At 47.4% G+C, this 26,404-nt stretch carries 35 protein-coding genes; all 35 read right to left on the bottom strand.

The features are described from left to right. Positions 1 to 63: 63 nt before the first annotated feature. Entirely contained in the window at positions 64 to 459 is a 396-nt protein-coding gene (gene rpsK / locus KNO99_RS14275) for a 30S ribosomal protein S11 (RefSeq protein ID WP_012727652.1), read from the bottom strand. A 16-nt stretch (positions 460 to 475) separates the two neighbouring features. Further along, a complete protein-coding gene (gene rpsM, locus KNO99_RS14270; protein WP_012727653.1) occupies positions 476 to 841 on the bottom strand; it encodes a 30S ribosomal protein S13 in 366 nt (121 codons plus the stop codon). Positions 842 to 860: 19 nt separating this feature from the next. Further along, positions 861 to 974 carry a 50S ribosomal protein L36 gene (rpmJ, locus tag KNO99_RS14265; protein WP_003156543.1) on the bottom strand — a complete coding sequence of 38 codons (114 nt, stop codon included), beginning with the start codon at positions 972 to 974 and terminating at the stop codon, positions 861 to 863. A 30-nt stretch (positions 975 to 1,004) separates the two neighbouring features. Beyond that, entirely contained in the window at positions 1,005 to 1,223 is a 219-nt protein-coding gene (infA, locus tag KNO99_RS14260) for a translation initiation factor IF-1 (protein WP_021066622.1), read from the bottom strand. A gap of 105 nt (positions 1,224 to 1,328) precedes the next feature. After that, on the bottom strand, positions 1,329 to 2,087 hold the full coding sequence (gene map, locus KNO99_RS14255) for a type I methionyl aminopeptidase (RefSeq protein ID WP_214749789.1): 759 nt from the start codon (positions 2,085 to 2,087) through the stop codon (positions 1,329 to 1,331). Continuing rightward, a complete protein-coding gene (locus KNO99_RS14250; RefSeq protein ID WP_012727656.1) occupies positions 2,084 to 2,734 on the bottom strand; it encodes an adenylate kinase in 651 nt (216 codons plus the stop codon). Before KNO99_RS14250 ends, map begins: the two co-directional genes overlap by 4 nt. 79 nt (positions 2,735 to 2,813) lie before the next feature. Further along, entirely contained in the window at positions 2,814 to 4,103 is a 1,290-nt protein-coding gene (secY, locus tag KNO99_RS14245) for a preprotein translocase subunit SecY (RefSeq protein WP_214697130.1), read from the bottom strand. Next, the gene (gene rplO, locus KNO99_RS14240) at positions 4,103 to 4,543 is read right to left on the bottom strand and encodes a 50S ribosomal protein L15 (RefSeq protein ID WP_012727658.1); all 441 of its coding nucleotides are present in this window, start codon (positions 4,541 to 4,543) and stop codon (positions 4,103 to 4,105) included. Before rplO ends, secY begins: the two co-directional genes overlap by 1 nt. Before the next feature lie 31 nt (positions 4,544 to 4,574). After that, the gene (gene rpmD / locus KNO99_RS14235; RefSeq protein ID WP_012727659.1) at positions 4,575 to 4,760 is read right to left on the bottom strand and encodes a 50S ribosomal protein L30; all 186 of its coding nucleotides are present in this window, start codon (positions 4,758 to 4,760) and stop codon (positions 4,575 to 4,577) included. A gap of 15 nt (positions 4,761 to 4,775) precedes the next feature. Continuing rightward, positions 4,776 to 5,276: a 30S ribosomal protein S5 gene (gene rpsE, locus KNO99_RS14230; RefSeq protein ID WP_012727660.1), complete on the bottom strand. Its 501-nt coding sequence runs from the start codon at positions 5,274 to 5,276 to the stop codon at positions 4,776 to 4,778. 20 nt (positions 5,277 to 5,296) lie between these two features. Further along, positions 5,297 to 5,659: a 50S ribosomal protein L18 gene (gene rplR / locus KNO99_RS14225; protein WP_074032453.1), complete on the bottom strand. Its 363-nt coding sequence runs from the start codon at positions 5,657 to 5,659 to the stop codon at positions 5,297 to 5,299. A gap of 34 nt (positions 5,660 to 5,693) precedes the next feature. Next, positions 5,694 to 6,233 (bottom strand): 50S ribosomal protein L6, encoded by a 540-nt coding sequence (gene rplF, locus KNO99_RS14220; protein WP_012727662.1) that lies wholly within the window; start codon positions 6,231 to 6,233, stop codon positions 5,694 to 5,696. A gap of 33 nt (positions 6,234 to 6,266) precedes the next feature. Next, the gene (rpsH, locus tag KNO99_RS14215; protein WP_012727663.1) at positions 6,267 to 6,665 is read right to left on the bottom strand and encodes a 30S ribosomal protein S8; all 399 of its coding nucleotides are present in this window, start codon (positions 6,663 to 6,665) and stop codon (positions 6,267 to 6,269) included. A gap of 31 nt (positions 6,666 to 6,696) precedes the next feature. Next, positions 6,697 to 6,966 (bottom strand): 30S ribosomal protein S14, encoded by a 270-nt coding sequence (rpsN, locus tag KNO99_RS14210; protein WP_012727664.1) that lies wholly within the window; start codon positions 6,964 to 6,966, stop codon positions 6,697 to 6,699. A gap of 20 nt (positions 6,967 to 6,986) precedes the next feature. Then, complete coding sequence (rplE, locus tag KNO99_RS14205) at positions 6,987 to 7,526, bottom strand: 50S ribosomal protein L5 (protein WP_012727665.1); 540 nt, start codon at positions 7,524 to 7,526, stop codon at positions 6,987 to 6,989. Positions 7,527 to 7,558: 32 nt separating this feature from the next. Further along, complete coding sequence (gene rplX, locus KNO99_RS14200; protein WP_074032448.1) at positions 7,559 to 7,867, bottom strand: 50S ribosomal protein L24; 309 nt, start codon at positions 7,865 to 7,867, stop codon at positions 7,559 to 7,561. Between the two features lie 36 nt (positions 7,868 to 7,903). Continuing rightward, positions 7,904 to 8,272 carry a 50S ribosomal protein L14 gene (gene rplN, locus KNO99_RS14195; RefSeq protein WP_026824839.1) on the bottom strand — a complete coding sequence of 123 codons (369 nt, stop codon included), beginning with the start codon at positions 8,270 to 8,272 and terminating at the stop codon, positions 7,904 to 7,906. A gap of 44 nt (positions 8,273 to 8,316) precedes the next feature. After that, the gene (gene rpsQ, locus KNO99_RS14190) at positions 8,317 to 8,577 is read right to left on the bottom strand and encodes a 30S ribosomal protein S17 (protein WP_012727668.1); all 261 of its coding nucleotides are present in this window, start codon (positions 8,575 to 8,577) and stop codon (positions 8,317 to 8,319) included. A gap of 32 nt (positions 8,578 to 8,609) precedes the next feature. Further along, positions 8,610 to 8,813, bottom strand: coding sequence for a 50S ribosomal protein L29 (rpmC, locus tag KNO99_RS14185; RefSeq protein ID WP_012727669.1), 204 nt, complete (start codon positions 8,811 to 8,813; stop codon positions 8,610 to 8,612). Then, the gene (gene rplP, locus KNO99_RS14180) at positions 8,800 to 9,237 is read right to left on the bottom strand and encodes a 50S ribosomal protein L16 (RefSeq protein WP_012727670.1); all 438 of its coding nucleotides are present in this window, start codon (positions 9,235 to 9,237) and stop codon (positions 8,800 to 8,802) included. Before rplP ends, rpmC begins: the two co-directional genes overlap by 14 nt. Before the next feature lie 32 nt (positions 9,238 to 9,269). Next, positions 9,270 to 9,929 carry a 30S ribosomal protein S3 gene (rpsC, locus tag KNO99_RS14175; RefSeq protein ID WP_012727671.1) on the bottom strand — a complete coding sequence of 220 codons (660 nt, stop codon included), beginning with the start codon at positions 9,927 to 9,929 and terminating at the stop codon, positions 9,270 to 9,272. A gap of 13 nt (positions 9,930 to 9,942) precedes the next feature. Beyond that, on the bottom strand, positions 9,943 to 10,275 hold the full coding sequence (rplV, locus tag KNO99_RS14170) for a 50S ribosomal protein L22 (RefSeq protein WP_012727672.1): 333 nt from the start codon (positions 10,273 to 10,275) through the stop codon (positions 9,943 to 9,945). Positions 10,276 to 10,295: 20 nt separating this feature from the next. Then, positions 10,296 to 10,571 carry a 30S ribosomal protein S19 gene (rpsS, locus tag KNO99_RS14165; RefSeq protein ID WP_012727673.1) on the bottom strand — a complete coding sequence of 92 codons (276 nt, stop codon included), beginning with the start codon at positions 10,569 to 10,571 and terminating at the stop codon, positions 10,296 to 10,298. Positions 10,572 to 10,637: 66 nt separating this feature from the next. Next, a complete protein-coding gene (gene rplB, locus KNO99_RS14160; RefSeq protein ID WP_012727674.1) occupies positions 10,638 to 11,468 on the bottom strand; it encodes a 50S ribosomal protein L2 in 831 nt (276 codons plus the stop codon). 34 nt (positions 11,469 to 11,502) lie between these two features. Further along, positions 11,503 to 11,784, bottom strand: coding sequence for a 50S ribosomal protein L23 (gene rplW / locus KNO99_RS14155; protein ID WP_026824834.1), 282 nt, complete (start codon positions 11,782 to 11,784; stop codon positions 11,503 to 11,505). Further along, entirely contained in the window at positions 11,784 to 12,407 is a 624-nt protein-coding gene (gene rplD / locus KNO99_RS14150) for a 50S ribosomal protein L4 (protein ID WP_012727676.1), read from the bottom strand. Before rplD ends, rplW begins: the two co-directional genes overlap by 1 nt. 28 nt (positions 12,408 to 12,435) lie before the next feature. After that, a complete protein-coding gene (gene rplC / locus KNO99_RS14145; RefSeq protein ID WP_074032441.1) occupies positions 12,436 to 13,062 on the bottom strand; it encodes a 50S ribosomal protein L3 in 627 nt (208 codons plus the stop codon). A gap of 62 nt (positions 13,063 to 13,124) precedes the next feature. Beyond that, on the bottom strand, positions 13,125 to 13,433 hold the full coding sequence (gene rpsJ / locus KNO99_RS14140; protein WP_214749786.1) for a 30S ribosomal protein S10: 309 nt from the start codon (positions 13,431 to 13,433) through the stop codon (positions 13,125 to 13,127). A 378-nt stretch (positions 13,434 to 13,811) separates the two neighbouring features. Beyond that, the gene (locus tag KNO99_RS14135; protein ID WP_214749783.1) at positions 13,812 to 14,321 is read right to left on the bottom strand and encodes a hypothetical protein; all 510 of its coding nucleotides are present in this window, start codon (positions 14,319 to 14,321) and stop codon (positions 13,812 to 13,814) included. 108 nt (positions 14,322 to 14,429) lie between these two features. Beyond that, positions 14,430 to 15,617, bottom strand: coding sequence for an elongation factor Tu (tuf, locus tag KNO99_RS14130; protein WP_074032430.1), 1,188 nt, complete (start codon positions 15,615 to 15,617; stop codon positions 14,430 to 14,432). 114 nt (positions 15,618 to 15,731) lie between these two features. Beyond that, on the bottom strand, positions 15,732 to 17,810 hold the full coding sequence (gene fusA, locus KNO99_RS14125; protein ID WP_074032427.1) for an elongation factor G: 2,079 nt from the start codon (positions 17,808 to 17,810) through the stop codon (positions 15,732 to 15,734). 112 nt (positions 17,811 to 17,922) lie between these two features. After that, complete coding sequence (rpsG, locus tag KNO99_RS14120; protein ID WP_012727682.1) at positions 17,923 to 18,390, bottom strand: 30S ribosomal protein S7; 468 nt, start codon at positions 18,388 to 18,390, stop codon at positions 17,923 to 17,925. 48 nt (positions 18,391 to 18,438) lie between these two features. Then, on the bottom strand, positions 18,439 to 18,861 hold the full coding sequence (gene rpsL / locus KNO99_RS14115; RefSeq protein WP_012727683.1) for a 30S ribosomal protein S12: 423 nt from the start codon (positions 18,859 to 18,861) through the stop codon (positions 18,439 to 18,441). Positions 18,862 to 19,151: 290 nt separating this feature from the next. Continuing rightward, positions 19,152 to 22,751 (bottom strand): DNA-directed RNA polymerase subunit beta', encoded by a 3,600-nt coding sequence (gene rpoC, locus KNO99_RS14110; protein WP_214697121.1) that lies wholly within the window; start codon positions 22,749 to 22,751, stop codon positions 19,152 to 19,154. Positions 22,752 to 22,773: 22 nt separating this feature from the next. Continuing rightward, positions 22,774 to 26,322 carry a DNA-directed RNA polymerase subunit beta gene (gene rpoB, locus KNO99_RS14105; protein WP_214697140.1) on the bottom strand — a complete coding sequence of 1,183 codons (3,549 nt, stop codon included), beginning with the start codon at positions 26,320 to 26,322 and terminating at the stop codon, positions 22,774 to 22,776. Positions 26,323 to 26,404: the final 82 nt, after the last annotated feature.

Raw genomic sequence — 26,404 nt, 5'->3', positions numbered from 1 at the left:
TGCAGTTTGAACTGCTAAAGTATAAGCTGTCGTGCTAGGTAAACCCCTCACACGTTCAAGCGATTATACGCGGCGACGTTTCGGAGGGCGGCAACCGTTGTGCGGAACTGGAGTTACGTCACGGATTGCAGTAACTTCGAGACCAGTAGCTTGGAGCGCACGGATAGCCGCTTCACGTCCAGCACCAGGACCTTTAACGTTAACTTCTACTGTACGCATACCGTTGTCCATTGCAACTTTCGCTGCAGTTTCAGCAGCCATTTGTGCTGCGAACGGAGTCGATTTACGTGATCCTTTAAATCCAAGGTTACCAGAAGTAGCCCATGAGATCGCGTTACCTTGCGTGTCAGTGATTGTAATGATTGTGTTGTTGAATGTAGAACGGATGTGTACCACACCGACTTCAACATGTTTTTTAACTTTACGTTTAGAACGTACGTTTTGCTTACGTTTCGCCATTGTTCAATTCCCTCCTTTACTTCTTCTTGTTCGCTACTGTACGGCGTGGGCCTTTACGAGTACGCGAGTTGTTCTTCGTGTTTTGACCGCGAACAGGGAGACTACGGCGATGACGGATACCGCGGTATGCGCCGATCTCGATCAAACGTTTGATGTTAAGTGAAACTTCACGACGAAGGTCACCTTCAACTTTGATTCCGTCAATTGCTTCACGGATACGGTTGAGTTCATCTTCAGTAAGGTCGCGTGTGCGTGTCTCTTCAGAAACGTTAGCAGCCTTCAAAATTTCTTGTGCTTTTGTTTTACCAATACCATAGATGTATGTGAGCGAAATAACGATACGTTTTTCGCGTGGAATATCTACACCAGCAATACGTGCCATGTGTGCACCTCCTCTGAAATTAACCTTGTTTTTGTTTGTGTTTCGGGTTTTCGCAAATTACCATTACTTTACCCTTACGGCGAATAACTTTACATTTTTCGCAAATCGGTTTTACCGACGGTCTTACTTTCATGAGTATACCCTCCTCCTGGAAAAATCGGAGTTACTTATAACGGTACGTAATCCGCCCGCGAGTCAAGTCGTATGGAGACAACTCAACAGTTACGCGGTCACCTGGAAGGATCCGAATGTAGTGCATCCGAATTTTCCCTGAGACGTGCGCGAGCACCGTGTGGCCGTTTTCTAACTCCACTTTAAACATTGCGTTCGGAAGTGGTTCGACAACAGTGCCTTCCACTTCAATGACATCTTGTTTCGCCATCATTTATTCCCCTTTCTATATGAAGATCTTTAGGAGCACAGACGATCTATTGCCATCTACTGTGAGAGAAGGATCCAGAATGGATCAGTATGAAACAATAGAGCCTCATTCACCGGAATCGAGTTTCGTTAAAATCTCGTATCCATCGTCTGTGATGGCGATGGTGTGCTCAAAGTGGGCGCACATGCTACCGTCCACTGTGACAACTGTCCAGTTATCAGCCAGTGTTCGAACATAGCGTTGACCAGCATTAACCATTGGTTCAATAGCTAACGTCATCCCAGTCTTCAGGCGCGGCCCTTTCCCCGGTGGACCATAGTGTGGAATTTGCGGTTCTTCATGCAAATTTTGTCCAACACCATGACCGACGTATTCGCGGACGACAGAGAAATCGTGTGATTCAACATATGCTTGAATCGCATGTGAAATATCTGTCAATCGCCCTCCAGCCTTGGCGTGCTCCAATCCTTTATACAGACTTTCTTCGGTTACGTCAAGTAGCCGCTGTGTCTCTTCTGAGATTGTTCCCACTGGATAAGTCCAAGCGGAATCTCCATGGTATCCATTATAGTAGGCACCAATGTCGATTGAGATAATATCTCCATCGTTCAATACCCGTTTTCCTGGAATGCCATGAACAAGCTCTTCATTCACCGAAGCGCAAACACTACCGGTAAAACCGTTATAGCCTTTAAACGATGGCGTCGCACCTTGGCTGCGAATGTAATCTTCCGCAATCTGGTCGAGCTCAAGCGTCGTGATTCCTGGTTTTATGTGCTGTTTGAGCACCTGGTGCGTTCGAGCAACAATTTGCCCAGCCTCACGCATAATCGCAATTTCACGAGGCGTCTTCGTGATGATCATTCAGTATCACCGAGTAATGCTTTGACATCGGCATATACGACATCGATTGGACGATCTCCATCCAATGTACGAAGATACCCTTTTTCAGCGTAAAAGTCAATGAGTGGTTTCGATTGCTCGATGTTGACGTCAAGGCGACGGCGAACCGTTTCCTCTTTATCGTCTTCACGTTGCATGAGAGCCGACCCATCCACATCACAGATGCCTTCCACTTTTGGTGGGTTGAAGATCACGTGATATGTCGCACCACATGTTGGGCAGATCCAACGACCTGTCAAACGTGGAACGAGAATTTCCGCATCCACATCGATGTTGACGACGTGGTCAATCTGTTTCCCCAAATCTTTAAGCAAACTTTCGAGTGCCTCTGCTTGAGCAACAGTACGCGGGAATCCATCAAGTAAGAAACCTTTTTCAGTGTCATCTTGGCTAAGACGTTCGCGTACGATTCCGATTGTTACCTCATCCGGTACGAGTTCGCCTTTATCCATGAACGACTTGGCTTCTTTACCGAGTGGCGTTCCGCCTTTGATTGCCGCACGAAACATGTCGCCTGTCGAAATGTGAGGGATTTGGTACTCTTCTACGATTTTAGCAGCTTGAGTCCCTTTCCCAGCACCCGGTAAGCCCATGAGTACTAGATTCATCTCGGTTAGCCTCCAGTTTTGATTTTCACGAAGGGCTTGTAAACACGACAGGAAGGAAGGGTCAACCCTTCCTTCCGCTTTAACGGATAAAGCCTTTATAGTGTCGTTTTACAAGTTGACTCTCGATTTGCTTCATCGTTTCGAGGGCTACCCCGATGACGATCAATAAGCTCGTTCCTCCGATTTGAACGGAAGTTGGAAGACCGGCAAGCTTAATGAAGATTGTCGGCATGATCGCCACGAGCGATAAGAAAATCGCTCCGAAGAAAGTCAATCGATACAGCAACTTCGTGATGTACTGTTCTGTTTGCGCCCCAGGACGAATCCCAGGAATATAACCACCTTGCTTCTGCAGGTTTTCTGCCATCTGCTCTGGGTTGACCTGAACAAATGTATAGAAGTAAGAGAACGCAATGATTAACGCAACGTAAATCGACATTCCGATTGGCGCCGTCGTGTCAAAGTACGTCTGTAATTTTTGCGTTGTCTCTGGAGAAGCAATGAAGCTTGCAACAGTTGGTGGTGTTACCATGAAGGAAATCGCGAAGATTACCGGGATAACACCTGCAGCGTTTAGCTTGATTGGCAAGTGCGTCGACTGACCGCCCACTGGGGTACGGTTTGCCGTGCGTTTTGCATATTGGATCGGAATTTTGCGTGCCGCTTGTTGAACATAAATGATCCCAACCGTCACAGCCAAAATAACAAGGGCCAATACAACCAAGTAAACGATGTTAATGAACAATGCATCTCCAGCGTTTTGGAGTTTTGTTTCATAAATCTGCGTAAAGATTCTTGGGAACCCAGCGACGATACCAGCGAAGATAATGATGGAAATACCATTCCCAACACCTTTCTCCGTTGTCATCTCACCAAGGAACATCAAGAACGCTGTACCCGCAGTGAGTACAATCGCGATCACAAAGTAAGTTGCCGTTCCCCATGTTTCATTGACGAGACCTGGGTAGAGGCGGTTAAATCCAAACGACAATGAAGTCGCTTGGACAAAGCCTAAGATGATCGTCCCATAGCGCGTGACCGTCGCTAACTTTTTACGGCCCGCCTCTCCTTGTTTTGCCCATTCGGCAAACTTTGGAACGACGTCCATTTGTAAAAGTTGCACAACGATCGATGCCGTAATGTACGGCATGATCCCCATTGCGAACAAGGAGAAGTTCTGTAAAGCATTTCCTCCAAACAAGTTCAAGAAGTCAAGAAGACCTCCTGAGTCAAAACGCAACACATCCGTATTCACCATCGGCACCGGGATATGAGCCCCGATGCGGAAAATGATGATGATTGCGAGTGTGAAGAGAATACGCTGTCGAATATCTTTCACGCGCCACATATTGGAGATCGTCTGAAACATCAGATCACCTCAACTGTACCGCCAGCTGCTTCGATTGCTTCTTTCGCTGCACCCGAGAACTTGTTGGCTTTTACAGTCAATTTAGTTTCAAGCTTGCCGTTAGCAAGGACCTTGATTCCGTCTTTAGCAGAGCTGACTACACCAGTCTCGATTAAGAGTTCTGGAGTAACTTCAGTACCTGCTTCGAAACGGTTAAGCGTGTCTAGGGAAACAACCGCGTACTCTTTACGAGTTGGGTTGTTGAAACCGCGTTTTGGAAGACGACGGTAAAGTGGGTTTTGTCCACCTTCGAATCCTGGACGAACGCCACCGCCCGAACGAGCTTTTTGACCTTTGTGTCCACGGCCAGAAGTTTTACCGTTACCAGTCGCCATACCGCGACCGACACGGTTACGTTCGTGACGTGAACCTGGAGTTGGCTTCAATTCATGGAGTTTCATAGTGGCACCTCCTTATTTATTAAAATCTTTATTATTCGTTGATTTCTTTTACAGTCACAAGGTGCGACACTTTATTGATCATACCGCGCATCGCGACGTTGTCTGGGACAACGACCGTTTGATGCATTTTGCGAAGACCGAGTGTACGTACAGTAACACGCTGACCTTCCGGACGACCAATTGTGCTGCGTGTGAGGGTGATTGCGAGTTTCGCCATGTCTAGTTCCCTCCCTTAGTTAAGAAGTTCTTCTACGCTTTTACCACGTAGTTTAGCAACTTCCTCTGCTTTTTTGAGCTCAGTCAAGCCCTGTACCGTCGCACGGACGATGTTGATCGGTGTGTTTGAACCTAACGATTTCGAAAGGATGTCACCTACACCTGCAAGTTCGAGCACCGCACGAACTGGACCACCAGCGATAACCCCAGTACCTTCAGAAGCTGGTTTCATGAATACACGACCTGCTCCGAATACTCCTGTGATTTCGTGTGGAATTGTTGTACCAACCATAGGTACTTGTACCATGTTTTTCTTAGCGGCTTCAATAGCCTTGCGAATCGCTTCTGGCACCTCTTGTGCCTTACCTGTACCGAAACCGACGTGACCATTTTTGTCACCTACGACTACGAGAGCAGCAAAACGGAAGCGGCGGCCACCTTTTACGACTTTCGCGACGCGGTTTACGGTAACAACGCGTTCTTCAAGTTGTTCCATGTTAACGTCTAACTGGCGCATCGAGTGTCCCCTCCTTTTTATTAGAATTTAAGACCTGCTTCACGAGCTGCTTCTGCAACAGCTTTGACGCGGCCATGATAGAGGTATCCACCACGGTCGAACACAACTGTGTCGATACCTTTCTCGAGTGCACGTTCTGCAGCAAGTTTACCAACAGCTTTCGCTGCTTCAACGTTACCGCCATTTGTAAGATCGAGAGCTTTATCTTTCGAAGATGCAGACACAAGCGTTGTTTGTGCTGCGTCATCGATAAGTTGAACGTAAATGTGCTTGCTCGAACGGAATACGTTCAAACGTGGACGAGCTGCTGTCCCCGAGATCGTACGACGTACGCGAGCATGACGTTTTTTACGAACTGCATTTTTATCTGCCTTTGTGATCATTTATGCCACTCCTTTCCGTTCATTTCGTGACGAATTACTTACCAGTCTTACCTTCTTTACGGCGAATACGTTCATCAGAGTAACGAACACCTTTACCTTTGTAAGGTTCTGGAGCACGGTACGAGCGGATTTGAGCAGCAACGTGACCGACGCGCTCTTTGTTAATCCCTTTTACGATGATTTGCGTGTTTGAAGGAACTTCGATTTCGATACCTTCCTCAGCAACGTACTCGATTGGGTGCGAGTAGCCGAGGTTGAGGACGAGTTTGTTACCTTGCTTCGTAGCACGGTAACCAACCCCCGAGATCTCAAGTGTTTTTTGGAATCCGTTCGACACACCTTGTACCATGTTGGCAATAAGGGCACGTGTCGTACCGTGAATTGTGCGGCTTTCTTTCGATTCGTCTGGACGAACAACCGTCAATTCGTTCTCTTCAACTTTGATTTCCAATGCCGGGTTAGCTGAAAGCGAAAGTTCACCTTTAGCACCTTTTACTGTGACCGTGTTGTCATTAGCAACTGTTACAGTAACGCCAGCAGGAATCGTAACTGGTTTTTTACCAATACGTGACATTGATTACACCTCCGTTCTTGTTAGAAAAGTGACTTACCAGATGTAGGCGATCACTTCGCCGCCGACTTGTTGTTGGCGAGCTTCTTTATCAGTCATAAGACCTTTAGATGTCGAAAGAACTGCGATTCCGAGTCCTCCGAGTACTTTAGGCACTTCATCAGCTTTTGCGTATACGCGAAGACCTGGTTTCGAAATACGTTTGAGACCAGTGATTACACGTTCGTTGCTTGCTCCATATTTAAGGAAAAGACGAAGTGTACCTTGTTTAGCGTCCTCGATATATTCAACATCGCGAATGAAACCTTCACGCTTAAGGATTTCAGCGATCTCACGTTTAATGTTCGAAGCTGGAAGCTCCATTTTTTCATGGCGAACCATGTTAGCGTTACGGATACGTGTAAGCATATCTGCAATAGGGTCTGTCATTACCATGCGATGTACCTCCTTTCACACTGTTAGTGGATTACCAGCTTGCTTTTTTAACACCAGGGATTTGACCTTTGTATGCAAGATCACGGAACTTGATACGGCTGATCCCGAATTTACCCATGTAACCATGCGGACGACCTGTGATGCTGCAACGGTTGTGCAAGCGTACAGGTGACGAGTTACGTGGCAATTTGCTGAGTCCGATATAATCGCCTTCAGCTTTCAACTTCGCACGCTTTTCAGCGTACTGGGCAACGAGTTTCTCGCGTTTTAGTTCGCGATTCACCATTGACTTTTTAGCCATGTTGTCGACCTCCCTCTAGATTATTTTTGGAATGGCATACCGAGAAGTGTGAGCAATTCACGTGCTTCTTCGTCTGTGTTTGCTGTTGTAACAACAACGATGTCCATACCGCGTACTTTAGATACTTTATCGTAATCGATCTCAGGGAAAATAAGTTGCTCTTTCACGCCAAGCGTGTAGTTACCGCGTCCGTCGAATGCTTTCTTCGATACACCGCGGAAGTCACGTACACGTGGAAGTGAAACAGTTACCAATTTGTCGAGGAAATCGTACATACGCTCGCCACGAAGTGTAACCTTCGCACCGATTGGCATACCTTCACGAAGCTTGAAACCAGCGATTGATTTCTTCGCTTTCGTTACGAGTGGTTTTTGACCTGAAAGAATTGTTAATTCTTCAACTGCCATGTCAAGTGCTTTCGAGTTCGAAACAGCATCACCTACACCCATGTTGATGACGATCTTTTCGATTTTCGGTACTTGCATGACCGAGTCATAGTTGAATTTATCCATCATCGCTTTCACGATGTCGCTTTTATACTTCTCTTGCAAACGGTTCATAGTCGAATGGACCTCCTTTCGTCACGTTCTTCTTATTTATCGAGTGATTCGCCCGATTTCGCGACACGAACTTTTTTACCATCGACTACTTTGAAACCAACACGAGTTGGTTTGCCAGTTTTAGGGTCGAGTGGCATTACGTTCGAGACGTGAATTGGTGCTTCGATCTCAAGGATCCCGCCTTGTGGATTCGCTTGTGAAGGTTTAGAGTGCTTTTTCATCACGTTTACACCTTCAACCACTACGCGGTTTTTGCTTGGCATAGCTTTGAGGATAACCCCTTGCTTGCCTTTATCTTTACCAGACATTACCTGGACTGTATCGCCTTTTTTAACATGCATCGTTTGCGCACCTCCTTATAGGATTGAAATTGGAAATTAAAGTACTTCCGGTGCCAACGAAACGATCTTCATGAATTCTTTTTCACGAAGTTCACGTGCAACTGGCCCGAAGATCCGTGTGCCGCGTGGGCTCTTGTCATCTTTGATAATGACTGCTGCGTTCTCATCGAAACGGATGTACGAACCATCTTTACGACGAGCGCCGCGTTTTGTACGAACGACAACTGCTCTGACAACGTCACCTTTTTTAACAACGCCACCTGGTGTTGCTTGTTTTACCGTAGCGACGATAACGTCACCGATGTTTGCAGTCTTACGACCAGAACCACCGAGGACTTTAATTGTCAACAGTTCACGCGCGCCAGAGTTGTCTGCTACTTTCAAGCGAGATTCTTGTTGAATCATGCGAGTGTACCTCCCTCCGGATGTTTAATAAATCCGAACTGTTATTAGATGATTACTGATTCTTCTACTACTGTTACAAGACGGAAACGTTTGTCTTTAGAAAGAGGACGTGTTTCCGCGATGCGAACGATATCGCCCACTTTAGCGACGTTGTTCTCATCGTGTGCTTTATATTTCTTCGTGTAGTTTACACGTTTGCCATAAAGTTTATGACGAACCTTTGTTTCTACTGCGACGACGATCGTTTTGTCCATTTTGTCAGACACGACGCGACCAGTGAACACTTTACGGTTGTTGCGTTCCATGAGTGTTACCTCCTCTCAAGAATCCGATGTAATTAGCCGTTGTTGATGCCGAGTTCGCGTTCACGAAGAATCGTTTTAGCACGCGCAATCGACTTGCGTACTTCACGGATACGAGCAGGATTCTCAAGCTGACCTGTAGCAAGTTGGAAGCGAAGGTTAAAGAGTTCTTCTTTCCACTCGCCCACTTTACCGTTGAGCTCTTCAGTTGTTGATTGACGGAGATCAGTTGCTTTCATTCGTATCACCACCATTTTCTTCACGTTTCACGAACTTACATTTTACTGGAAGTTTGTGCGATGCAAGACGAAGTGCCTCACGTGCCACTTCCTCAGATACACCTGCGATTTCGAACATTACTTTGCCAGGCTTAACTACAGCTACCCAGCCTTCTGGAGCACCTTTACCCGAACCCATTCGGACTTCGAGAGGCTTTTTAGTGTACGGCTTGTGTGGGAAGATCTTGATCCACACTTTACCACCACGTTTCATATAACGTGTCATTGCAATACGTGCTGATTCGATTTGACGGTTTGTAATCCAGCTCGCTTCGAGAGCTTGGAGACCGAACTCACCGAAGTGTACAGTTGTGCCGCGTTTAGCATTCCCGCGCATTTTACCACGGTGTACACGACGATATTTCACGCGTTTAGGTAACAACATAGTGTGTTGCCTCCTTCCTGAAAGAGTGTTTATTATTCAGCGTTTTTCGCTGTGTTGTTTTTTGTTGGAAGAACTTCACCGTGGTATAACCAAACTTTTACGCCGATTTTACCGTAAGTTGTGTCAGCTTCAGCTGTTCCGTAGTCGATGTCGGCACGGAGTGTGTGAAGTGGAACTGTTCCTTCCGAGTATTTCTCTGAACGAGCGATATCAGCGCCACCAAGACGACCAGAAACTTCTGTTTTGATCCCTTTGATGCCAGTACGCATCGAACGTTGAATTGATTGTTTCATTGCACGACGGAATGATACGCGACCTTCCAATTGACGAGCAATGTTTTCTGCTACAAGCTTCGCAACAGCGTCAGCGTTTTTCACTTCAACAACGTTGATGTGAACGCGTTTTCCGTCAGCGATTTTTGTAATGTGTTTACGGAGTGATTCGATTTCAGAACCACCTTTACCGATTACCATACCTGGCTTCGCAGTGTGAAGCGAAATGTTCACGCGGTTTGCAGCGCGTTCGATTTCAACTTTAGAAACACTAGCATCCTTCATTTTGTTTTCGATGTATTCACGAATAACGAAGTCTTCATGAAGGAGATCAGCGTAGTCTTTCTCAGCGTACCAACGCGAATCCCAGTCTTTGATAACACCAACGCGAAGACCGTGCGGATTTACCTTTTGACCCACTACATATCCCTCCTTATTTCTCAGTTACCACGATGTGGATGTGGCTTGTGCGTTTGTTAATACGGCTTGCGCGACCCATCGCACGTGGGCGGAAGCGTTTGAGTGTTGGACCTTCGTTTACGTAAGCTTCTGTTACAACGAGGTTCTCAATGTTCATATCGTAGTTGTGCTCTGCGTTAGCAATCGCTGATTTTAATACTTTTTCAACGACTGGCGATGCTGCCTTGTTCGTGTGAGCAAGGACAGAGAGCGCTTCGCCGACTTGTTTCCCGCGAATTAAGTCTACAACGAGACGTGCTTTGCGAGGAGCAAGACGGACCATATTAGCTGATGCTTTAGCTTGCATGGATTTGACCTCCCCTCAAATTACCGTTTCGTTTTCTTGTCTGATCCGTGACCTTTGTACGTGCGTGTTGGAGCGAATTCACCAAGTTTGTGACCAACCATGTCTTCTGTCACGAATACTGGTACGTGTTTACGACCATCGTGCACACCGAACGTGTGACCCATGAATTCTGGGAAGATCGTCGAGCGACGTGACCAAGTTTTGATGACTTGCTTCTCACCAGATTCGTTGAGTTTGTCAACTTTAGCGAGCAAGTGGTGATCTGCGAATGGACCTTTTTTTAAGCTGCGACCCATGTTAGAACCTCCCTTTGGAATGATTCGGGAACGGCCCTTTCGAACCGCCCGAGAATCATGTAGTAATTATTTCTTACGGCGACGAAGGATGTACATGTCGCTCGATTTGTTTTTCTTACGAGTCTTAAGACCAAGAGCTGGTTTACCCCAAGGAGTAAGTGGGCCCGAACGACCGATTGGCGCACGACCTTCACCACCACCGTGTGGGTGATCAACCGGGTTCATTACAGAACCACGTACTGTTGGGCGTTTGCCTAACCAACGTGAACGTCCTGCTTTACCGATGTTTACGAGTTCGTGTTCTTCGTTACCAACTGAACCGATTGTCGCGCGGCAAGTGCCGAGGAACAAGCGTGATTCACCTGATTGAAGACGAACGATGACGTACTTGCCGTCACGTCCTTGGATTTGTGCCGATGCACCAGCCGCACGAACAAGCTGACCGCCTTTACCAGGCTTAAGCTCGATGTTGTGGATTGTTGTACCGACAGGGATGTTTACGAGTGGAAGAGCGTTCCCCACTTTGATATCCGCCTCAGGACCAGACATGATTTCCATGCCTACTTTGATGCCCTTAGGAGCGAGGATGTAACGTTTCTCACCATCTACATAGTTGATGAGTGCGATGTTTGCTGAACGGTTTGGATCGTATTCGATCGTTGCTACGCGTCCTGCAACGCCATCTTTGTTACGTTTGAAATCGATGATACGGTATTTACGCTTGTGACCGCCACCTTGGTGACGAACAGTCAAGCGACCTTGGTTGTTACGTCCGCCTTTTTTCGAAAGCTTTTCAGTTAACGATTTTTCAGGGCGATTCGTTGTGATCTCTGCAAAGTCGAGAGATGTCATGTTACGACGACCGTTAGTGGTCGGCTTAAACTTTTTGATTGCCATCGAGGATTCCCTCCTTTTCTTCTAAGGTAGTTAATTAACCGAGGAAGTCGATTGTGTTGCCTTCTGCAAGAGTTACGATCGCTTTTTTACGGCGAGCTGTGTAACCAGCGTGACGACCAACACGTTTCGCTTTCGGTTTGTAGTTCATTGTGTTTACCGAAGCAACTTTCACATTGAAGATTGTTTCGATAGCGTGTTTCACTTGCGATTTAGTCGCTTTTACGTCGATTTCGAAAACGTATTTGTTAGCTTCCATGAGGCTAACTGAACGCTCAGTGATGATCGGACGTTTGATGATATCGTATGCTTGAGCCATTATGCAAGCACCTCCTCTACCTTCGCAACCGCATCTTTAGTGAAGATGACTTTGTCGTTAGCAACGAGGTCAAGAACGTTTACGCCTGCTGCGTCGATCACAGTCACTCCTGGGATGTTACGAGCTGCGAGAGCGATAGTCTCATTGTAGTCCGCTGTGACTACAAGAGCCTTACGTTCTACTGATAAGCTGTTGAGTACAGCAGCCATATCTTTTGTTTTTGGTGCATCGAAAGCAAGGCCTTCGAGGACGATGATTTCGTTGTTTTGTACTTTCGACGAAAGAGCCGAGAGAAGTGCTAAACGACGAACCTTCTTAGGAAGTTTGTAAGAGTATGAACGTGGTGTTGGACCGAAGACTGTACCACCACCAACCCATTGTGGTGAGCGGATAGAACCTTGGCGCGCACGACCAGTTCCCTTTTGTTTCCATGGTTTACGGCCGCCACCGCGTACTTCCGAGCGACCTTTCGTATCGTGAGTACCTTGACGGCGTGATGCTTGTTGCATGACGATTGCGTCGTAAAGTACTGATTCGTTTGGCTCGATTCCGAAGATGGCTTCTGCCAATTCGATTTCGCCAACTTGTGAACCTGTTTGGTTAAGCAAAGCTACTTTAGGCATTCGTAATTCCTCCTTTCCGTGCAGTTAATTAGTTACCTTTGACCGCTGATTTGATGATGACGTTCGATTTACGAGCGCCTGGGATAGCACCTTTCACGAGGAGAAGGCCGCGTTCCACATCAACTTTAACGATTTCAAGGTTTTGAATTGTTTTACGCTCTCCACCCATTTGACCAGGAAGAAGCTTCCCTTTGAATACGCGGTTAGGAGCGACAGGACCCATCGAACCAGGACGACGGTGGTAGCGCGAACCGTGAGCCATTGGTCCACGTGATTGTCCGTGACGCTTGATCGCACCTTGGAATCCTTTACCTTTCGATGTACCTGTAACGTCTACTAATTCACCTGCAGCGAAAATGTCTGCCTTAATCTCTTGACCGATTTCGTATCCTTCTACTGAAGTACGAACTTCTTTGATGAAGCGCTTAGGTGTCGCGTTTGCTTTCGCAGCGTGACCTTTTGATGGTTTGTTTTGACGTGATTCTTTGATGTCTCCGAAACCAAGTTGAACTGCTTCGTAACCGTCTGTATCAACTGTTTTAAGTTGAAGAACGACGTTACCTTCTACAGCAACTACTGTTACCGGTACAACTTCGCCTGCTTCGTTGAAGATTTGAGTCATACCAAGTTTTGTTCCTAAGATTCCTTTAGCCATGAGATACACCTCCTGTTAAATAATTAATTGTCTCTTCTGGCTAGTATCTACTATATGAAGAATTAAAGTTTGATTTCGATGTCTACACCTGATGGTAACTCGAGACGCATAAGCGCATCGACTGTTTTCGGTGTTGGGTTTACGATGTCGATCAAGCGTTTGTGTGTACGCATTTCGAACTGCTCACGAGCATCTTTGTACTTGTGAACCGCACGAAGGATCGTGTAAACCGATTTTTCAGTTGGGAGCGGGATTGGACCCGATACCTTTGCACCTGAACGCTTCGCAGTGTCAACGATCTTCTCAGCTGATTGATCGAGAACGCGATGGTCATATGCTTTTAAACGAATACGAATTTTTTCATTTGCCATGTTTGTTTCCCTCCTTTGTCGCCTATTTTAAAAATAGACAATTCTCCGCGGAAATTTCCACACCGGCCATGGCAATGCTGCCTGGCGTGTCATAACCTCCCGCTTCAACGCAGCGTGCTTGTGTCAGCAGAGGCATCCGATCATTGCGAATCAACGATTGGACCCGTTTTTCTGCTGTAAAGTCTCTCACCACTCGCACAAACACTTAATCATTATATCTAATCTGGTCATGGAATGCAAGATTAGATTTTTGAAGTTGCTGGTTGTCTGATGAGTTGCTCAACGTTCCCTAATGTAACAAGATTCGCGAGCTTTTGCAAGAGAAAATTCATTCTTTTATTGAACTATTTTTCAAACGAAGTCCCATGTCAACTCGACCTAGCGTTTCATCATCTCTCCAAATCGCTCCGTTACCCCTTCTACGACCGATTGTGGGGCTCTTCTTAAACATGCATGAACAATTCCTTCATTTATATCGTGTGTCTCAAAATAGTGAGTCAGACGCGTCAGTTTATCCTCTCGACCGATGACTGTATAAAGGACAATCCATTCTTCGAGGTGCATCCAGTTCCCTTCTGCTTCTATATAAGGATGTGTATAGATGCCGTCGGTACACTTCATGCGAAAACTGGACATGACGTCTACCTCGGTCCCTTCGAAAACATACTCCCCAAAGTACGTCGTCAAGTACGCCTCATGTGGTTCAGATGATTGTTTTTCTCCGGCACGACTTAAGATTTTGTCTAACCGTTCAAACTGATCGGGCTCCACGAATACATCGATATCATTCGTTACGTCGACAATTCCATGATGCTTTAACAGTTGCGAGCCACCGATACGATATGCGATTCCATTCAAGCGACAAATCGTCTCCAATTGTTTCAACATGACGCCACCCCTTTCTCGTATGCTTCATCTTACCACGCCCATCCAGAAACACAAAAAAGCAGTCCGCATATTGCGGACTGCTTGAAGTTGTTCAGTTGAATCAATCGATTACTCGATGATTTCTGTTACTGAACCAGCACCTACAGTACGGCCACCCTCACGGATAGAGAAACGTGTACCGTCTTCGATCGCGATTGTAGAAATCAATTCGACCGTCAACTCGATGTTGTCTCCTGGCATTACCATTTCAGTACCTTCTGGAAGGTGAACGATACCTGTTACGTCAGTTGTACGGAAGTAGAACTGCGGGCGGTAGTTCGCGAAGAATGGCGTGTGACGGCCACCCTCTTCTTTAGAAAGAACGTAGATTGATGCTTTGAATTTTGAGTGTGGTGTGATTGAACCTGGCTTAGCAAGTACTTGTCCACGCTCGATGTCGTCACGTGATACACCACGGAGAAGTGCACCGATGTTGTCGCCAGCTTCAGCATAGTCAAGAAGCTTACGGAACATCTCTACACCAGTACATACAGTTTTCTTAGTTTCTTCTGTAAGACCAACGATTTCGATCTCATCGTTGACGCGGAGAACACCACGCTCAACACGACCAGTTGCTACAGTACCACGACCAGTGATTGAGAATACGTCCTCAACAGGCATCATGAAGTCTTTTTCTGTATCACGAACTGGTTCTGGGATGTACTCATCAACAGCGTTCATGAGTTCCATAACTTTTTCTTCCCACTGAGCTTCACCGTTAAGTGCGCCAAGTGCAGAACCTTTGATTACAGGGAGGTCGTCGCCTGGGAAGTCGTATTCAGAAAGAAGTTCACGGATTTCCATTTCAACGAGTTCGAGGAGCTCTTCGTCGTCTACCATGTCAACTTTGTTCATGAAGACTACGATGTAAGGAACACCTACTTGACGTGAAAGAAGGATGTGCTCACGTGTTTGTGGCATTGGGCCATCTGTTGCAGATACAACGAGGATCGCGCCGTCCATTTGAGCAGCACCAGTGATCATGTTTTTAACATAGTCAGCGTGTCCTGGGCAGTCAACGTGTGCGTAGTGACGCTTGTCAGTTTCGTACTCGATGTGAGCTGTTGCGATTGTGATACCGCGCTCGCGCTCTTCTGGAGCACCATCGATTTGGTCGAACTTAGTAGCTGTTTTACCTTGTGCACGTGAAAGTACAGCAGAGATTGCTGCAGTCAAAGTTGTTTTACCGTGGTCAACGTGGCCAATTGTACCAATGTTAACGTGCGGCTTAGAACGGTCGAATTTTTCTTTACCCATTCTAGATTCCTCCTCTATTAAACGATTAGTTTTTATTTAACTAGGAAGACGTAGGTTACTTTTAACATACGTCCTCCTTAGCTTACAACAATCAATCTAGCGATACAACCGTTATTAGCCGTTCGCTTTTTTGACGATTTCTTCAGCAATTGATTTCGGTACTTCTTCGTAGTGATCGAAGTGCATCGAGTACGTTCCACGTCCTTGTGTACGTGAACGAAGTGATGTTGCGTAACCGAACATTTCTGAAAGTGGAATCATCGCTTTAACGACTTGTGCGTTACCGCGAGCTTCCATACCTTCTACGCGTCCACGGCGTGACGTTACGTCACCCATGATGTCACCCATGTATTCTTCAGGGATAACAACTTCAACACGCATCATTGGCTCAAGGATGACAGCTTTCGCTTGGTCCTTAAGTTGTTTAACCGCCATCGAAGCAGCAACTTTAAACGCCATCTCGTTCGAGTCGACATCGTGGTACGATCCGAATACGAGGCGAGCTTTAACGTCCACTACTGGGTAACCAGCGAGGATACCGTTTTCGAGAGCTTCTTCAATCCCGTTTTGAACAGCTGGGACGTATTCACGTGGTACAACACCACCGACGATCTTGTTCTCGAACTCGAATCCAGCGCCTTCTTCGTTCGGCTCGAATTCTACGACAACGTGACCGTACTGACCGCGTCCACCAGACTGACGAACGAATTTCGAATCGATCTTCGCAGCGCCACGGATTGTTTCACGGTAAGCAACTTGTGGTGCACCAACGTTAGCTTCTACTTTGAATTCGCGACGCATACGGTCAACGAGGATATCAAGGTGAAGCTCACCCATACCAGAGATGATCGTTTGACCAGTCTCAGGGTTTGTTTCAGTGCGGAATGTTGGATCTTCTTCTGCGAGTTTCGCAAGAGCTTGACCCATCTTATCTTGGTCTGCTTTCGATTTAGGCTCGATTGCAACCGAGATAACTGGTTCTGGGAACGTCATTGACTCGAGAACGATGTTATCTTTCTCTGTGCAAAGCGTGTCACCAGTAGTCGTGTCTTTGAAACCAACAGCAGCGGCGATGTCACCAGCGTATACCATTGGAATCTCTTCACGGCTGTTTGCGTGCATTTGAAGGATACGACCGAGACGCTCACGCTTCCCTTTAGTCGAGTTCTTCACGTATGATCCTGCTTCAGCTGTACCAGAGTACACGCGGAAGAACGTCAATTTACCGACGTAAGGGTCAGTCATAACTTTGAACGCAAGTGCTGAGAATGGAGCTTCGTCAGAAGGCTCACGCGTGATTTCTTCTTCTGTATCGAGGTTGATCCCTTTGATTGACTCAACATCAACTGGTGATGGGAGGTAATCAACAACGGCGTTAAGCATGAGCTGAACACCTTTGTTCTTGAAGGCAGAACCAACGAGTACAGGGTAGAATTCAACGCTAAGTGTCGCTTGACGGATTGCAGCTTTCAATTCATCGATTGAAATCTCTTCACCTTCAAGGTACTTCATCATCAACTCTTCGTTGAAGTCAGCAACACCTTCGATCAATTGACCACGAAGTTCTTCAGCTTGGTCAGCCATGTCAGCTGGGAAGCCATCTGTTACTTCGATGTCAGTACCGAGGTCGTTGTTGTACATGTAAGTCTTCATTTCAACGAGATCGATGATCCCTTTGAAATCGTCCTCTGCTCCGATTGGGAGTTGGATCGCGTAAGCGTTCGCTTGGAGGCGCTCATGAAGCGTCTTCACAGAGTACAAGAAGTCTGCGCCGATTTTATCCATCTTGTTGACGAATACGACACGTGGTACACCATATGTCGTCGCTTGACGCCATACAGTTTCAGTTTGTGGTTCTACACCTGACTGAGCGTCAAGTACAGCAACAGCACCATCAAGTACACGGAGTGAACGTTCAACTTCTACTGTGAAGTCTACGTGTCCAGGTGTATCGATGATGTTTACACGGTGGCCATTCCACTGTGCAGTTGTCGCAGCTGAAGTGATCGTGATTCCACGCTCTTGCTCCTGCTCCATCCAGTCCATTTGTGAAGCACCTTCGTGCGTTTCACCAATTTTGTGGATACGACCTGTGTAATAAAGAATACGTTCAGTTGTTGTCGTTTTACCGGCATCGATGTGAGCCATGATCCCGATGTTACGAGTATTCTTTAGGGAGAATTCTCTTGCCATACTGGGTATTCTCCTTCCGCATGTTTGATTTTCGTGTGCGCGCACACGATATGATTATACCCGAAAGCCACTCCGTTAAGCCATGCTTGGCGGAGTGGACTTTACGATTAAATTACCAACGATAGTGAGCAAACGCTTTGTTTGCTTCTGCCATCTTATGCATGTCTTCGCGTTTCTTAACAGACGCACCAGTGTTGTTGGCTGCATCCATGATTTCGTTCGCGATACGTTGCTCCATCGTTTTTTCGTTGCGGAGACGAGCGTAGTTTACGAGGTAACGAAGACCAAGTGTTGTACGGCGCTCTGGACGAACTTCAACAGGAACTTGGTAGTTAGCTCCACCTACACGGCGTGCTTTAACTTCAAGTACAGGCATGATGTTGTTCATTGCTTCTTCGAACACTTCCATAGGCTCTTTGCCTGAGCGTTCAGCGATGATGCCAAATGCGTTGTAAATGATAGTTTGAGCTGTACCTTTTTTACCGTCTAACATGACACGGTTAATGAGGCGAGTTACCAATTTCGAGTTGTAGATCGGATCTGCGATAACGTCACGACGTTCTGCACGGTTTTTACGCATCCGAGTACCCTCCTTTCAAAATTTCAATTGTATTTTAGTTGGCGAGAATTACTTCTTCGCAGCTTTCGGACGCTTCGTACCGTATTTAGAACGGCCTTGCATACGTCCATCAACACCTGCAGTGTCAAGCGCACCACGAACGATGTGGTAACGTACCCCTGGTAAGTCTTTTACACGTCCTCCACGGATAAGAACAACGCTGTGCTCTTGAAGGTTGTGGCCAATACCTGGAATGTACGCAGTCACTTCGATTTGGTTAGTCAAACGAACACGAGCATACTTACGAAGCGCCGAGTTCGGTTTCTTCGGAGTCATTGTACCAACACGTGTACAAACACCACGTTTTTGTGGCGAGCTCACGTTTGTTTGTGACTTGATGAAACTGTTGTAACCTTTGTTAAGTGCTGGAGAGTCAGATTTAACGACTTTCGATTTACGTCCTTTACGGACTAACTGGTTAATAGTAGGCATCTTTGAAGATCCTCCCTTCCTGAATGTTGCTATTTTCTAGTCCCACCGACCCGGGTGGTTCATTTAAGGTCATAACGAAACGCTTTTACGAGGCGTAGGCATTCCATGACCTCGCAAAAACGTGAGTTATACCTTGAAAGTGGCAATTGTAGCAGCCAAACCTTCCCGTAGAAAGTTCGGATGGACGTCCAAGTAGCTTGCCGACTGCTGGACATCGTTGTCATCGACAACAACCGATTGGCGGCACTAAATCATAGTAGCACCGCCAACCTGCGCTGTCAAGACGTATTTTACTCGACGGTTGTATCTTCGAGTGCAACTGGCGCCTCATCTTCTTTAAGTTCGACATCGCGGTAGACAGCCATTCCAGTACCAGCTGGAACAAGTTTACCGATGATGACGTTCTCTTTGAGTCCGAGGAGATAGTCGCGTTTCCCTTTGATTGCCGCATCTGTCAAGACACGAGTCGTTTCTTGGAACGAAGCCGCTGAGAGGAACGAATCTGTCTCAAGCGATGCTTTTGTGATCCCGAGAAGGACTGGTTTTGCAGTCGCTGGGTGTTTTCCGTCACGAATCGCATCTTTACACGCTTCTTTGAAGACGCTGATGTCGACAAGTGAACCTGGGAGAAGTGGTGTGTCACCAGACTCGATGACTTTGACACGACGAAGCATTTGGCGAACCATTACCTCAACGTGCTTATCACCAATTTCTACCCCTTGCATCCGGTATACTTTTTGAACTTCTTGGAGAAGATAGTTCTGAACACCAGACACACCACGGACGGCGAGCAATTCTTTCGGATCGATCGAACCTTCTGTGAAGACTTCACCGGCTTCTACTGTATCGCCGATTTGAACACGGAGACGCGCTCCGAATGGAATCGTGTAAGAACGTGTTTCACTGAATCCTTCGACTGTGAGTTCACGCTTGTCACGCGATTCCGTGAAGTCGATGACCGTACCAGAGATTTCCGAGATGACCGCTTGACCTTTCGGGTTACGGGCTTCGAATACCTCTTGAATACGTGGAAGACCTTGTGTGATATCGTCTCCGGCAACCCCACCTGTGTGGAAGGTACGCATTGTAAGCTGCGTTCCTGGCTCACCGATTGATTGTGCGGCGATGATACCGACGGCTTCCCCGACTTCAACGTTTGATCCAGTAGCCAAGTTACGTCCGTAACACTTCTTACATACGCCGTGTGACGTGTTACATGTGAAGGCTGTACGGATTTCTACTTGCTCGACACCCGCATCAACGATGACGCGTGCGATGTCTTCTGTGATCAATTCATTCTTATCAACCAACACTTCGCCCGTTTCAGGGTGTGTGACTGTTTCAAACGATGTACGTCCGACGAGACGGTCGTACAAGTTTTCGATTTCTTCCGTACCTTCGCGGAGTGCAGATACGCGGATCCCGCGGTCTGTTCCACAATCTTCTTCACGGATGATGACATCTTGCGCAACGTCAACGAGACGACGCGTCAAGTAACCTGAGTCGGCTGTCTTCAAGGCTGTATCGGCAAGACCTTTACGAGCCCCGTGAGTCGAGATGAAGTACTCTTGAACCGTCAGACCTTCACGGAACGACGATTTGATTGGAAGTTCGATGATGCGACCAGATGGAGCGGCCATCAAACCACGCATACCCGCAAGCTGCGTAAAGTTAGATGCGTTACCACGGGCACCAGAATCAGACATCATGAAGATTGGGTTCAAGCGGTTGAGGGATTTCATCAATCGAGATTGAATTTCATCCTTCGCTTCGTTCCAAGCACGTACAACGCGCTCGTAACGCTCATCTTCTGTGATGAGACCACGACGGAACGACTTCATGATTTGGTCGACTTGTTTTTGTGCCTCATCCAAGATTTCCTGTTTATCAGGAAGTACGATGATGTCGGCGATCCCAACTGTCACACCGGCTTTCGTCGAGTGTTTGAAGCCGAGATCTTTCATGCGGTCAAGCATGCGGCTTGTTTCAGTCGTTTCAAACTTCTGGAACACTTCCGCGATGACTTTTCCAAGGAATCCTTTTTTGAACGGGTCGATAATTGGACGTGATGCGATTTCTTCCGCAACGTTCGCCCCTTTGTCGATGAAGTACTTATCAGGAGTTGCTTCCTGCAAGTTTTCCATCGTCGGCTCGTTCAAGTATGGGAACGTGTTTGGCAAGATCTCGTTGAAGATCATCTTACCAACAGTCGTAATGAGCAATTTCTCGTTCTGTTCGTCTGTGAACGTCGGGTTGTTGAGCGTACGTGCCGGAAGTGCCACACGCGAGTGCAAGTGGACATATCCGTTTTGGTAAGCGATCAACGCCTCGTTGACGTTCGAGAACACTTTACCTTGACCGACGGCATCTTCACGTTCGAGTGAGATGTAGTAGTTACCGAGGACCATATCCTGCGATGGTGTAACAACCGGTTTTCCGTCTTTCGGGTTCAAGATGTTCTGTGCAGCGAGCATGAGAAGACGTGCTTCCGCTTGTGCTTCTGCAGAAAGCGGAACGTGGACGGCCATTTGGTCACCATCAAAGTCGGCGTTATAAGCCGTACATACGAGTGGGTGAAGGCGAATCGCACGACCTTCAACAAGAATCGGTTCGAATGCTTGAATACCAAGACGGTGAAGTGTCGGGGCACGGTTCAAGAGAACCGGATGCTCACGGATGACTTCTTCAAGGACGCCCCAGATTTCAGGTTGCATCTTCTCGATTTTGCGTTTTGCGTTCTTGATGTTCGAAGCGATGCCGCGACCGACAAGCTCTTTCATCACGAACGGTTTGAAGAGCTCAAGTGCCATCTCTTTTGGAAGACCACACTGATACATCTTCAAGTTCGGTCCGACGACGATAACCGAACGTCCTGAGTAGTCGACCCGTTTACCAAGAAGGTTTTGACGGAAGCGACCTTGTTTCCCTTTCAACATGTGTGAAAGTGATTTGAGCGGACGGTTACCAGGACCTGTTACCGGACGACCACGACGACCGTTGTCGATGAGGGCGTCAACCGCTTCTTGAAGCATACGCTTCTCGTTTTGCACGATGATGTTCGGCGCGCCGAGGTCGAGCAAACGTTTGAGACGGTTGTTACGGTTGATGACTCGACGATACAAGTCGTTCAAGTCAGATGTTGCAAAGCGTCCACCGTCGAGCTGTACCATTGGGCGAAGCTCTGGTGGGATGACAGGAAGTACTTCAAGGATCATCCAATCCGGATTGTTCCCTGATGTGAAGAACGCATCGAGAACTTCCAAACGCTTGATCGCACGTGTACGACGTTGACCTTGGACAGTTTTCAACTCTTCACGAAGCTCGCTCACTTCTTTTTCAAGATTAACGTCTTGAAGGAGTGTGCGGATCGCTTCAGCACCCATGTCTGCTTTGAAGTCGCTACCGTATTTTTCACGATAGAGACGGAATTCTTTTTCCGAGAGAAGTTGTTTCTTCTCAAGCGGTGTATCACCTGGCTCTGTGACCACGTAAGAAGCGAAGTAAATCACTTCTTCGAGTGCACGTGGTGACATATCGAGAACAAGCCCCATGCGGCTTGGAATCCCTTTGAAGTACCAGATGTGCGAAACTGGTGCCGCGAGCTCGATATGGCCCATTCGCTCGCGACGCACTTTCGCTTTCGTCACTTCAACGCCACAGCGGTCACAAATGACTCCTTTATAACGGATACGTTTGTACTTCCCGCAGTAACATTCCCAGTCTTTCGTAGGACCAAAGATTCGTTCACAGAATAATCCGTCCTTCTCTGGTTTAAGTGTACGATAGTTGATCGTTTCCGGCTTTTTGACTTCACCGTAAGACCACGAACGGATCTTCTCTGATGAAGCCAAGCCGATTTTCATATATTCAAATCGATTAACATCTACCAAGGGGCCGACCTCCCTTTTCGCCTTATTCCTCTTCCGTAACAGTCGGTTGAACGACTTGTTCTAACGCCGATGTTGCGTTCGGGATGTTGTCGTCATCTTCATCTTTCATTTCGACTTCTTCATCATCCGCTGACATCATCTTGACTTCCATACCGAGCGCTTGAAGCTCTTTGATCAAGACGCGGAATGATTCAGGAACGCCCGCTTTCGGAACGCTCTCGCCTTTCACGATGGCCTCGTATGCTTTCACACGACCAACCGTGTCATCCGACTTGATTGTCAAGATTTCTTGGAGCGTGTAGGCTGCGCCGTACGCTTCAAGAGCCCAAACTTCCATCTCCCCGAAGCGCTGACCACCGAACTGTGCTTTACCACCGAGCGGTTGTTGCGTAACGAGTGAGTATGGTCCAGTCGAACGAGCGTGAAGTTTATCATCAACCATGTGCGCGAGTTTGATCATGTACATGACACCGACAGAGACACGGTTATCGAACGGTTCACCCGTACGACCGTCATAGAGACGCGTTTTCGCATCTTTATCCATACCAGCCTCTTCAATCGTTGCCCATACGTCTTCCTCACGCGCTCCATCGAATACAGGTGTCGCCACTTTGATGCCGAGCTTCTTCGCCGCCATCCCTAAGTGAAGTTCAAGAACCTGACCGATGTTCATACGAGATGGTACCCCAAGCGGGTTGAGCATGATGTCAACCGGTGTACCGTCTGGCATGTATGGCATATCTTCTTCAGGGAGGATCCGCGAGATAACACCTTTGTTACCGTGACGTCCCGCCATCTTATCCCCTTCGTGAATCTTACGTTTTTGAACGATGTAGACACGTACCATCTGGTTGACGCCTGGAGACAACTCGTCGCCGTTTTCACGGTCGAACACTTTGACATCCAAGATAATTCCGTCTCCACCGTTTGGTACACGAAGTGACGTATCACGTACTTCACGTGCCTTCTCACCGAAGATTGCGTGCAAGAGACGCTCTTCCGCCGTCAATTCCGTAACTCCCTTAGGCGTTACTTTACCGACGAGGATATCGCCATCCTTGACTTCAGCTCCGATGCGGATAATTCCACGATCGTCCAAGTTACGAAGCGCGTCATCTCCGACGTTTGGAATATCACGTGTGATTTCCTCTGGTCCGAGTTTCGTGTCACGTGACTCTGACTCGTACTCTTCGATATGAATCGAAGTGTACACGTCATCTTTCACGAGACGCTCACTCATGATGATCGCATCCTCATAGTTGTAACCATCCCAAGTCATGAAGGCAACGACGACGTTACGGCCGAGCGCGAGCTCACCCATATCCATCGACGGACCGTCTGCAAGGATTTCTCCTTTTTCGACACGGTCACCAGCTGCGATGATTGGTTTTTGGTTGTAGCATGTCCCTTGGTTAGAACGGACATATTTTTGAAGTTTGTAGCGGTCTAAATCACCTGAGACCTCAGAACCGTTAACGTCAGACGTACGACGGATCAAGATTTCACGCGCTGTGACACGCTCAACGACACCTGGGTATTTCGCAACGATTGCTGCCCCAGAGTCTTTCGCAGACACGTACTCCATTCCAGTACCGACGATCGGTGAATCTGGTTGGAGAAGCGGTACTGCTTGACGTTGCATGTTCGCTCCCATGAGGGCACGGTTCGAGTCATCGTTCTCAAGGAACGGGATACATGCTGTCGCGGCAGAAACAACCTGTTTCGGCGAAACGTCCATGTAATCGACTCGACTTGGCTCAACTGACAAGTTTTGTCCGCGGAAGCGGCAAAGAACTTGTTCGTCTGCAAAGTGACCGTCTTCTGTGAGTGGCATGTTCGCCTGTGCGACGACGTAGAGATCTTCCTCATCAGCCGTCATATATTGGATATCGCCAGTGACAAGACCTGTTTCCGGGTCGACGCGACGATACGGTGCTTCGATGAAACCGTACTCGTTCACTTTCGCATAAGACGAGAGTGAGTTGATGAGTCCGATGTTCGGTCCCTCTGGTGTTTCGATTGGACACATCCGACCGTAGTGCGAATAGTGAACGTCTCGAACTTCGAAACCAGCACGCTCACGTGTCAAACCACCCGGTCCAAGTGCAGAGAGACGACGTTTGTGCGTCAACTCAGCGAGCGGGTTCGTCTGGTCCATGAACTGTGACAATTGCGAGCTACCGAAGAACTCTTTCAATGATGCGATAACTGGGCGAATGTTGATAAGCGCCTGCGGTGTGATCGCGTTTTGATCTTGAATCGACATACGTTCTTTTACGACACGTTCCATACGAGAAAGCCCGATACGGAATTGGTTTTGGAGAAGTTCTCCGACTGAACGAAGACGACGGTTTCCTAAGTGGTCGATGTCATCTGTTGTTCCGACTTCGTGAAGTAAGTTGAAGAAGTAGTTGATTGAAGCGATAATATCAGCCGGTGTAATATGCTTGATACTACGGTCGATATTGCCATTTCCGATGATGTTCAAGACACGCTCTCCATCTGGGTCATCTGGTGAGATGACTTTGATTGATTGAAGACCGAACGGTTCACCTTCAGCGACACCACCAGTTGGTTCCGCATCGACATAACCGAGGCCGCTCTCCAAGTGTGGGAGGATACGATCTAAGTTGCGGCGATCGAGGACTGTTCCAGCTTCAGCGAGTACTTCGCCTGTTTCTGGGTCCACGAGCGTTTCCGCCAATTTTTGACCGAACAAACGGTTCTTAAGATGAAGCTTTTTGTTCATCTTGTAGCGACCGACGTTCGCTAAGTCATAACGTTTCGGGTCGAAGAAACGTGACACGAGAAGTGATTTCGCATTTTCTACCGTTGGTGGTTCACCAGGGCGAAGACGCTCATAAATCTCGATCAACGCTTTCTCTGTAGACTCTGTATTATCTTTTTCAAGGGTGTTACGAAGGTATTCGTCATCCCCGAGAAGGTCGATAATCTCTTGGTCCGTACCGAATCCGAGGGCACGCAACAACACCGTTACCGGGATTTTACGGGTACGGTCGATACGAACATAAACGATATCTTTGGCATCTGTCTCGAGTTCGAGCCAAGCACCACGGTTCGGGATGACGGTTGCGCCAAATCCACGTTTACCGTTTTTATCGAGTTTAGCGTTATAGTACACGCTCGGTGAACGGACAAGCTGGGAAACGATGACGCGTTCTGCACCATTAATGATAAACGTTCCCGATTCTGTCATGAGCGGGAAATCCCCCATGAATACTTCTTGTTCCTTAAGCTCACCTGTCTCTTTGTTTTGGAGACGTACTTTTACGCGAAGTGGCGCAGAATAAGTAACGTCGCGCTCCTTCGATTCATCGATTGAATACTTCGGCTCACTGAGCGAGTAATCGATGAACTCCAATACGAGGTTTCCTGTGAAGTCGGAAATCGGTGAAATGTCCGTGAACATTTCCTTCAATCCTTCACGCAAGAACCACTCATAAGAAGCAGTTTGAATTTCAATCAAATTCGGAAGCTCTAATACCTCACTGATACGGGCAAAGCTTCTTCTCTGACGGTGACGACCGTACTGAACAAGTTGACCAGTCAACTGATTCACCTCTCAGACCCCCAATTCTTTAGCGAATTTTTCGGGCGTAGTAATCGAACATTGTCATTGAATGTCGCTCGTT

Source organism: Exiguobacterium sp. s189 (genome assembly GCF_018617615.1).
GTDB lineage: Bacteria > Bacillota > Bacilli > Exiguobacteriales > Exiguobacteriaceae > Exiguobacterium > Exiguobacterium aestuarii_A.
Note: the sequence above shows the minus strand (reverse complement) of the source record. Positions and strands in the feature narration are given on the sequence as shown.

Coding starts and splice junctions, on each gene's coding strand:
- rpsK (WP_012727652.1), bottom strand. CDS start 459: ATGGCGAAACGTAAGCAAAACGTACGTTCTAAACGTAAAGTTAAAAAA.
- rpsM (WP_012727653.1), bottom strand. CDS start 841: ATGGCACGTATTGCTGGTGTAGATATTCCACGCGAAAAACGTATCGTT.
- rpmJ (WP_003156543.1), bottom strand. CDS start 974: ATGAAAGTAAGACCGTCGGTAAAACCGATTTGCGAAAAATGTAAAGTT.
- infA (WP_021066622.1), bottom strand. CDS start 1,223: ATGGCGAAACAAGATGTCATTGAAGTGGAAGGCACTGTTGTCGAACCA.
- map (WP_214749789.1), bottom strand. CDS start 2,087: ATGATCATCACGAAGACGCCTCGTGAAATTGCGATTATGCGTGAGGCT.
- KNO99_RS14250 (WP_012727656.1), bottom strand. CDS start 2,734: ATGAATCTAGTACTCATGGGCTTACCGGGTGCTGGGAAAGGGACTCAA.
- secY (WP_214697130.1), bottom strand. CDS start 4,103: ATGTTTCAGACGATCTCCAATATGTGGCGCGTGAAAGATATTCGACAG.
- rplO (WP_012727658.1), bottom strand. CDS start 4,543: ATGAAACTCCATGAATTGAAGCCAACTCCAGGTTCACGTCACGAACGT.
- rpmD (WP_012727659.1), bottom strand. CDS start 4,760: ATGGCGAAACTCGCAATCACCCTCACACGCAGCACAATTGGTCGTCCG.
- rpsE (WP_012727660.1), bottom strand. CDS start 5,276: ATGCGCCAGTTAGACGTTAACATGGAACAACTTGAAGAACGCGTTGTT.
- rplR (WP_074032453.1), bottom strand. CDS start 5,659: ATGATCACAAAGGCAGATAAAAATGCAGTTCGTAAAAAACGTCATGCT.
- rplF (WP_012727662.1), bottom strand. CDS start 6,233: ATGTCACGTATTGGTAAAAAACCAGTTACGATTCCTGCTGGCGTTACT.
- rpsH (WP_012727663.1), bottom strand. CDS start 6,665: ATGGTAATGACAGACCCTATTGCAGATATGCTTACACGTATCCGTAAC.
- rpsN (WP_012727664.1), bottom strand. CDS start 6,966: ATGGCTAAAAAGTCAATGGTGAATCGCGAACTAAAACGCGAGAAACTC.
- rplE (WP_012727665.1), bottom strand. CDS start 7,526: ATGAACCGTTTGCAAGAGAAGTATAAAAGCGACATCGTGAAAGCGATG.
- rplX (WP_074032448.1), bottom strand. CDS start 7,867: ATGCATGTTAAAAAAGGCGATACAGTCCAGGTAATGTCTGGTAAAGAT.
- rplN (WP_026824839.1), bottom strand. CDS start 8,272: ATGATTCAACAAGAATCTCGCTTGAAAGTAGCAGACAACTCTGGCGCG.
- rpsQ (WP_012727668.1), bottom strand. CDS start 8,577: ATGGAACGCAACAACCGTAAAGTGTTCACTGGTCGCGTCGTGTCTGAC.
- rpmC (WP_012727669.1), bottom strand. CDS start 8,813: ATGAAAGCAACTGATCTCCGTCAATCAACAACTGAAGAGCTCAACGGT.
- rplP (WP_012727670.1), bottom strand. CDS start 9,237: ATGTTGTTACCTAAACGCGTGAAATATCGTCGTGTACACCGTGGTAAA.
- rplV (WP_012727672.1), bottom strand. CDS start 10,275: ATGCAAGCTAAAGCATCAGCTAATATGGTCCGTCTTGCTCCTCGCAAA.
- rpsS (WP_012727673.1), bottom strand. CDS start 10,571: ATGGGTCGCAGCTTAAAAAAAGGTCCATTCGCAGATCACCACTTGCTC.
- rplB (WP_012727674.1), bottom strand. CDS start 11,468: ATGGCAATCAAAAAGTTTAAGCCGACCACTAACGGTCGTCGTAACATG.
- rplW (WP_026824834.1), bottom strand. CDS start 11,784: ATGGCTCAAGCATACGATATCATCAAACGTCCGATCATCACTGAGCGT.
- rplD (WP_012727676.1), bottom strand. CDS start 12,407: ATGCCTAAAGTAGCTTTGCTTAACCAAACAGGTTCACAAGTTGGCGAA.
- rplC (WP_074032441.1), bottom strand. CDS start 13,062: ATGGCTAAAGGAATCTTAGGAACAAAACTTGGTATGACTCAAATCTTC.
- rpsJ (WP_214749786.1), bottom strand. CDS start 13,433: ATGGCAAATGAAAAAATTCGTATTCGTTTAAAAGCATATGACCATCGC.
- KNO99_RS14135 (WP_214749783.1), bottom strand. CDS start 14,321: ATGTTGAAACAATTGGAGACGATTTGTCGCTTGAATGGAATCGCATAT.
- tuf (WP_074032430.1), bottom strand. CDS start 15,617: ATGGGTAAAGAAAAATTCGACCGTTCTAAGCCGCACGTTAACATTGGT.
- fusA (WP_074032427.1), bottom strand. CDS start 17,810: ATGGCAAGAGAATTCTCCCTAAAGAATACTCGTAACATCGGGATCATG.
- rpsG (WP_012727682.1), bottom strand. CDS start 18,390: ATGCGTAAAAACCGTGCAGAACGTCGTGACGTTATCGCAGATCCGATC.
- rpsL (WP_012727683.1), bottom strand. CDS start 18,861: ATGCCTACTATTAACCAGTTAGTCCGTAAAGGACGTAAATCGAAAGTC.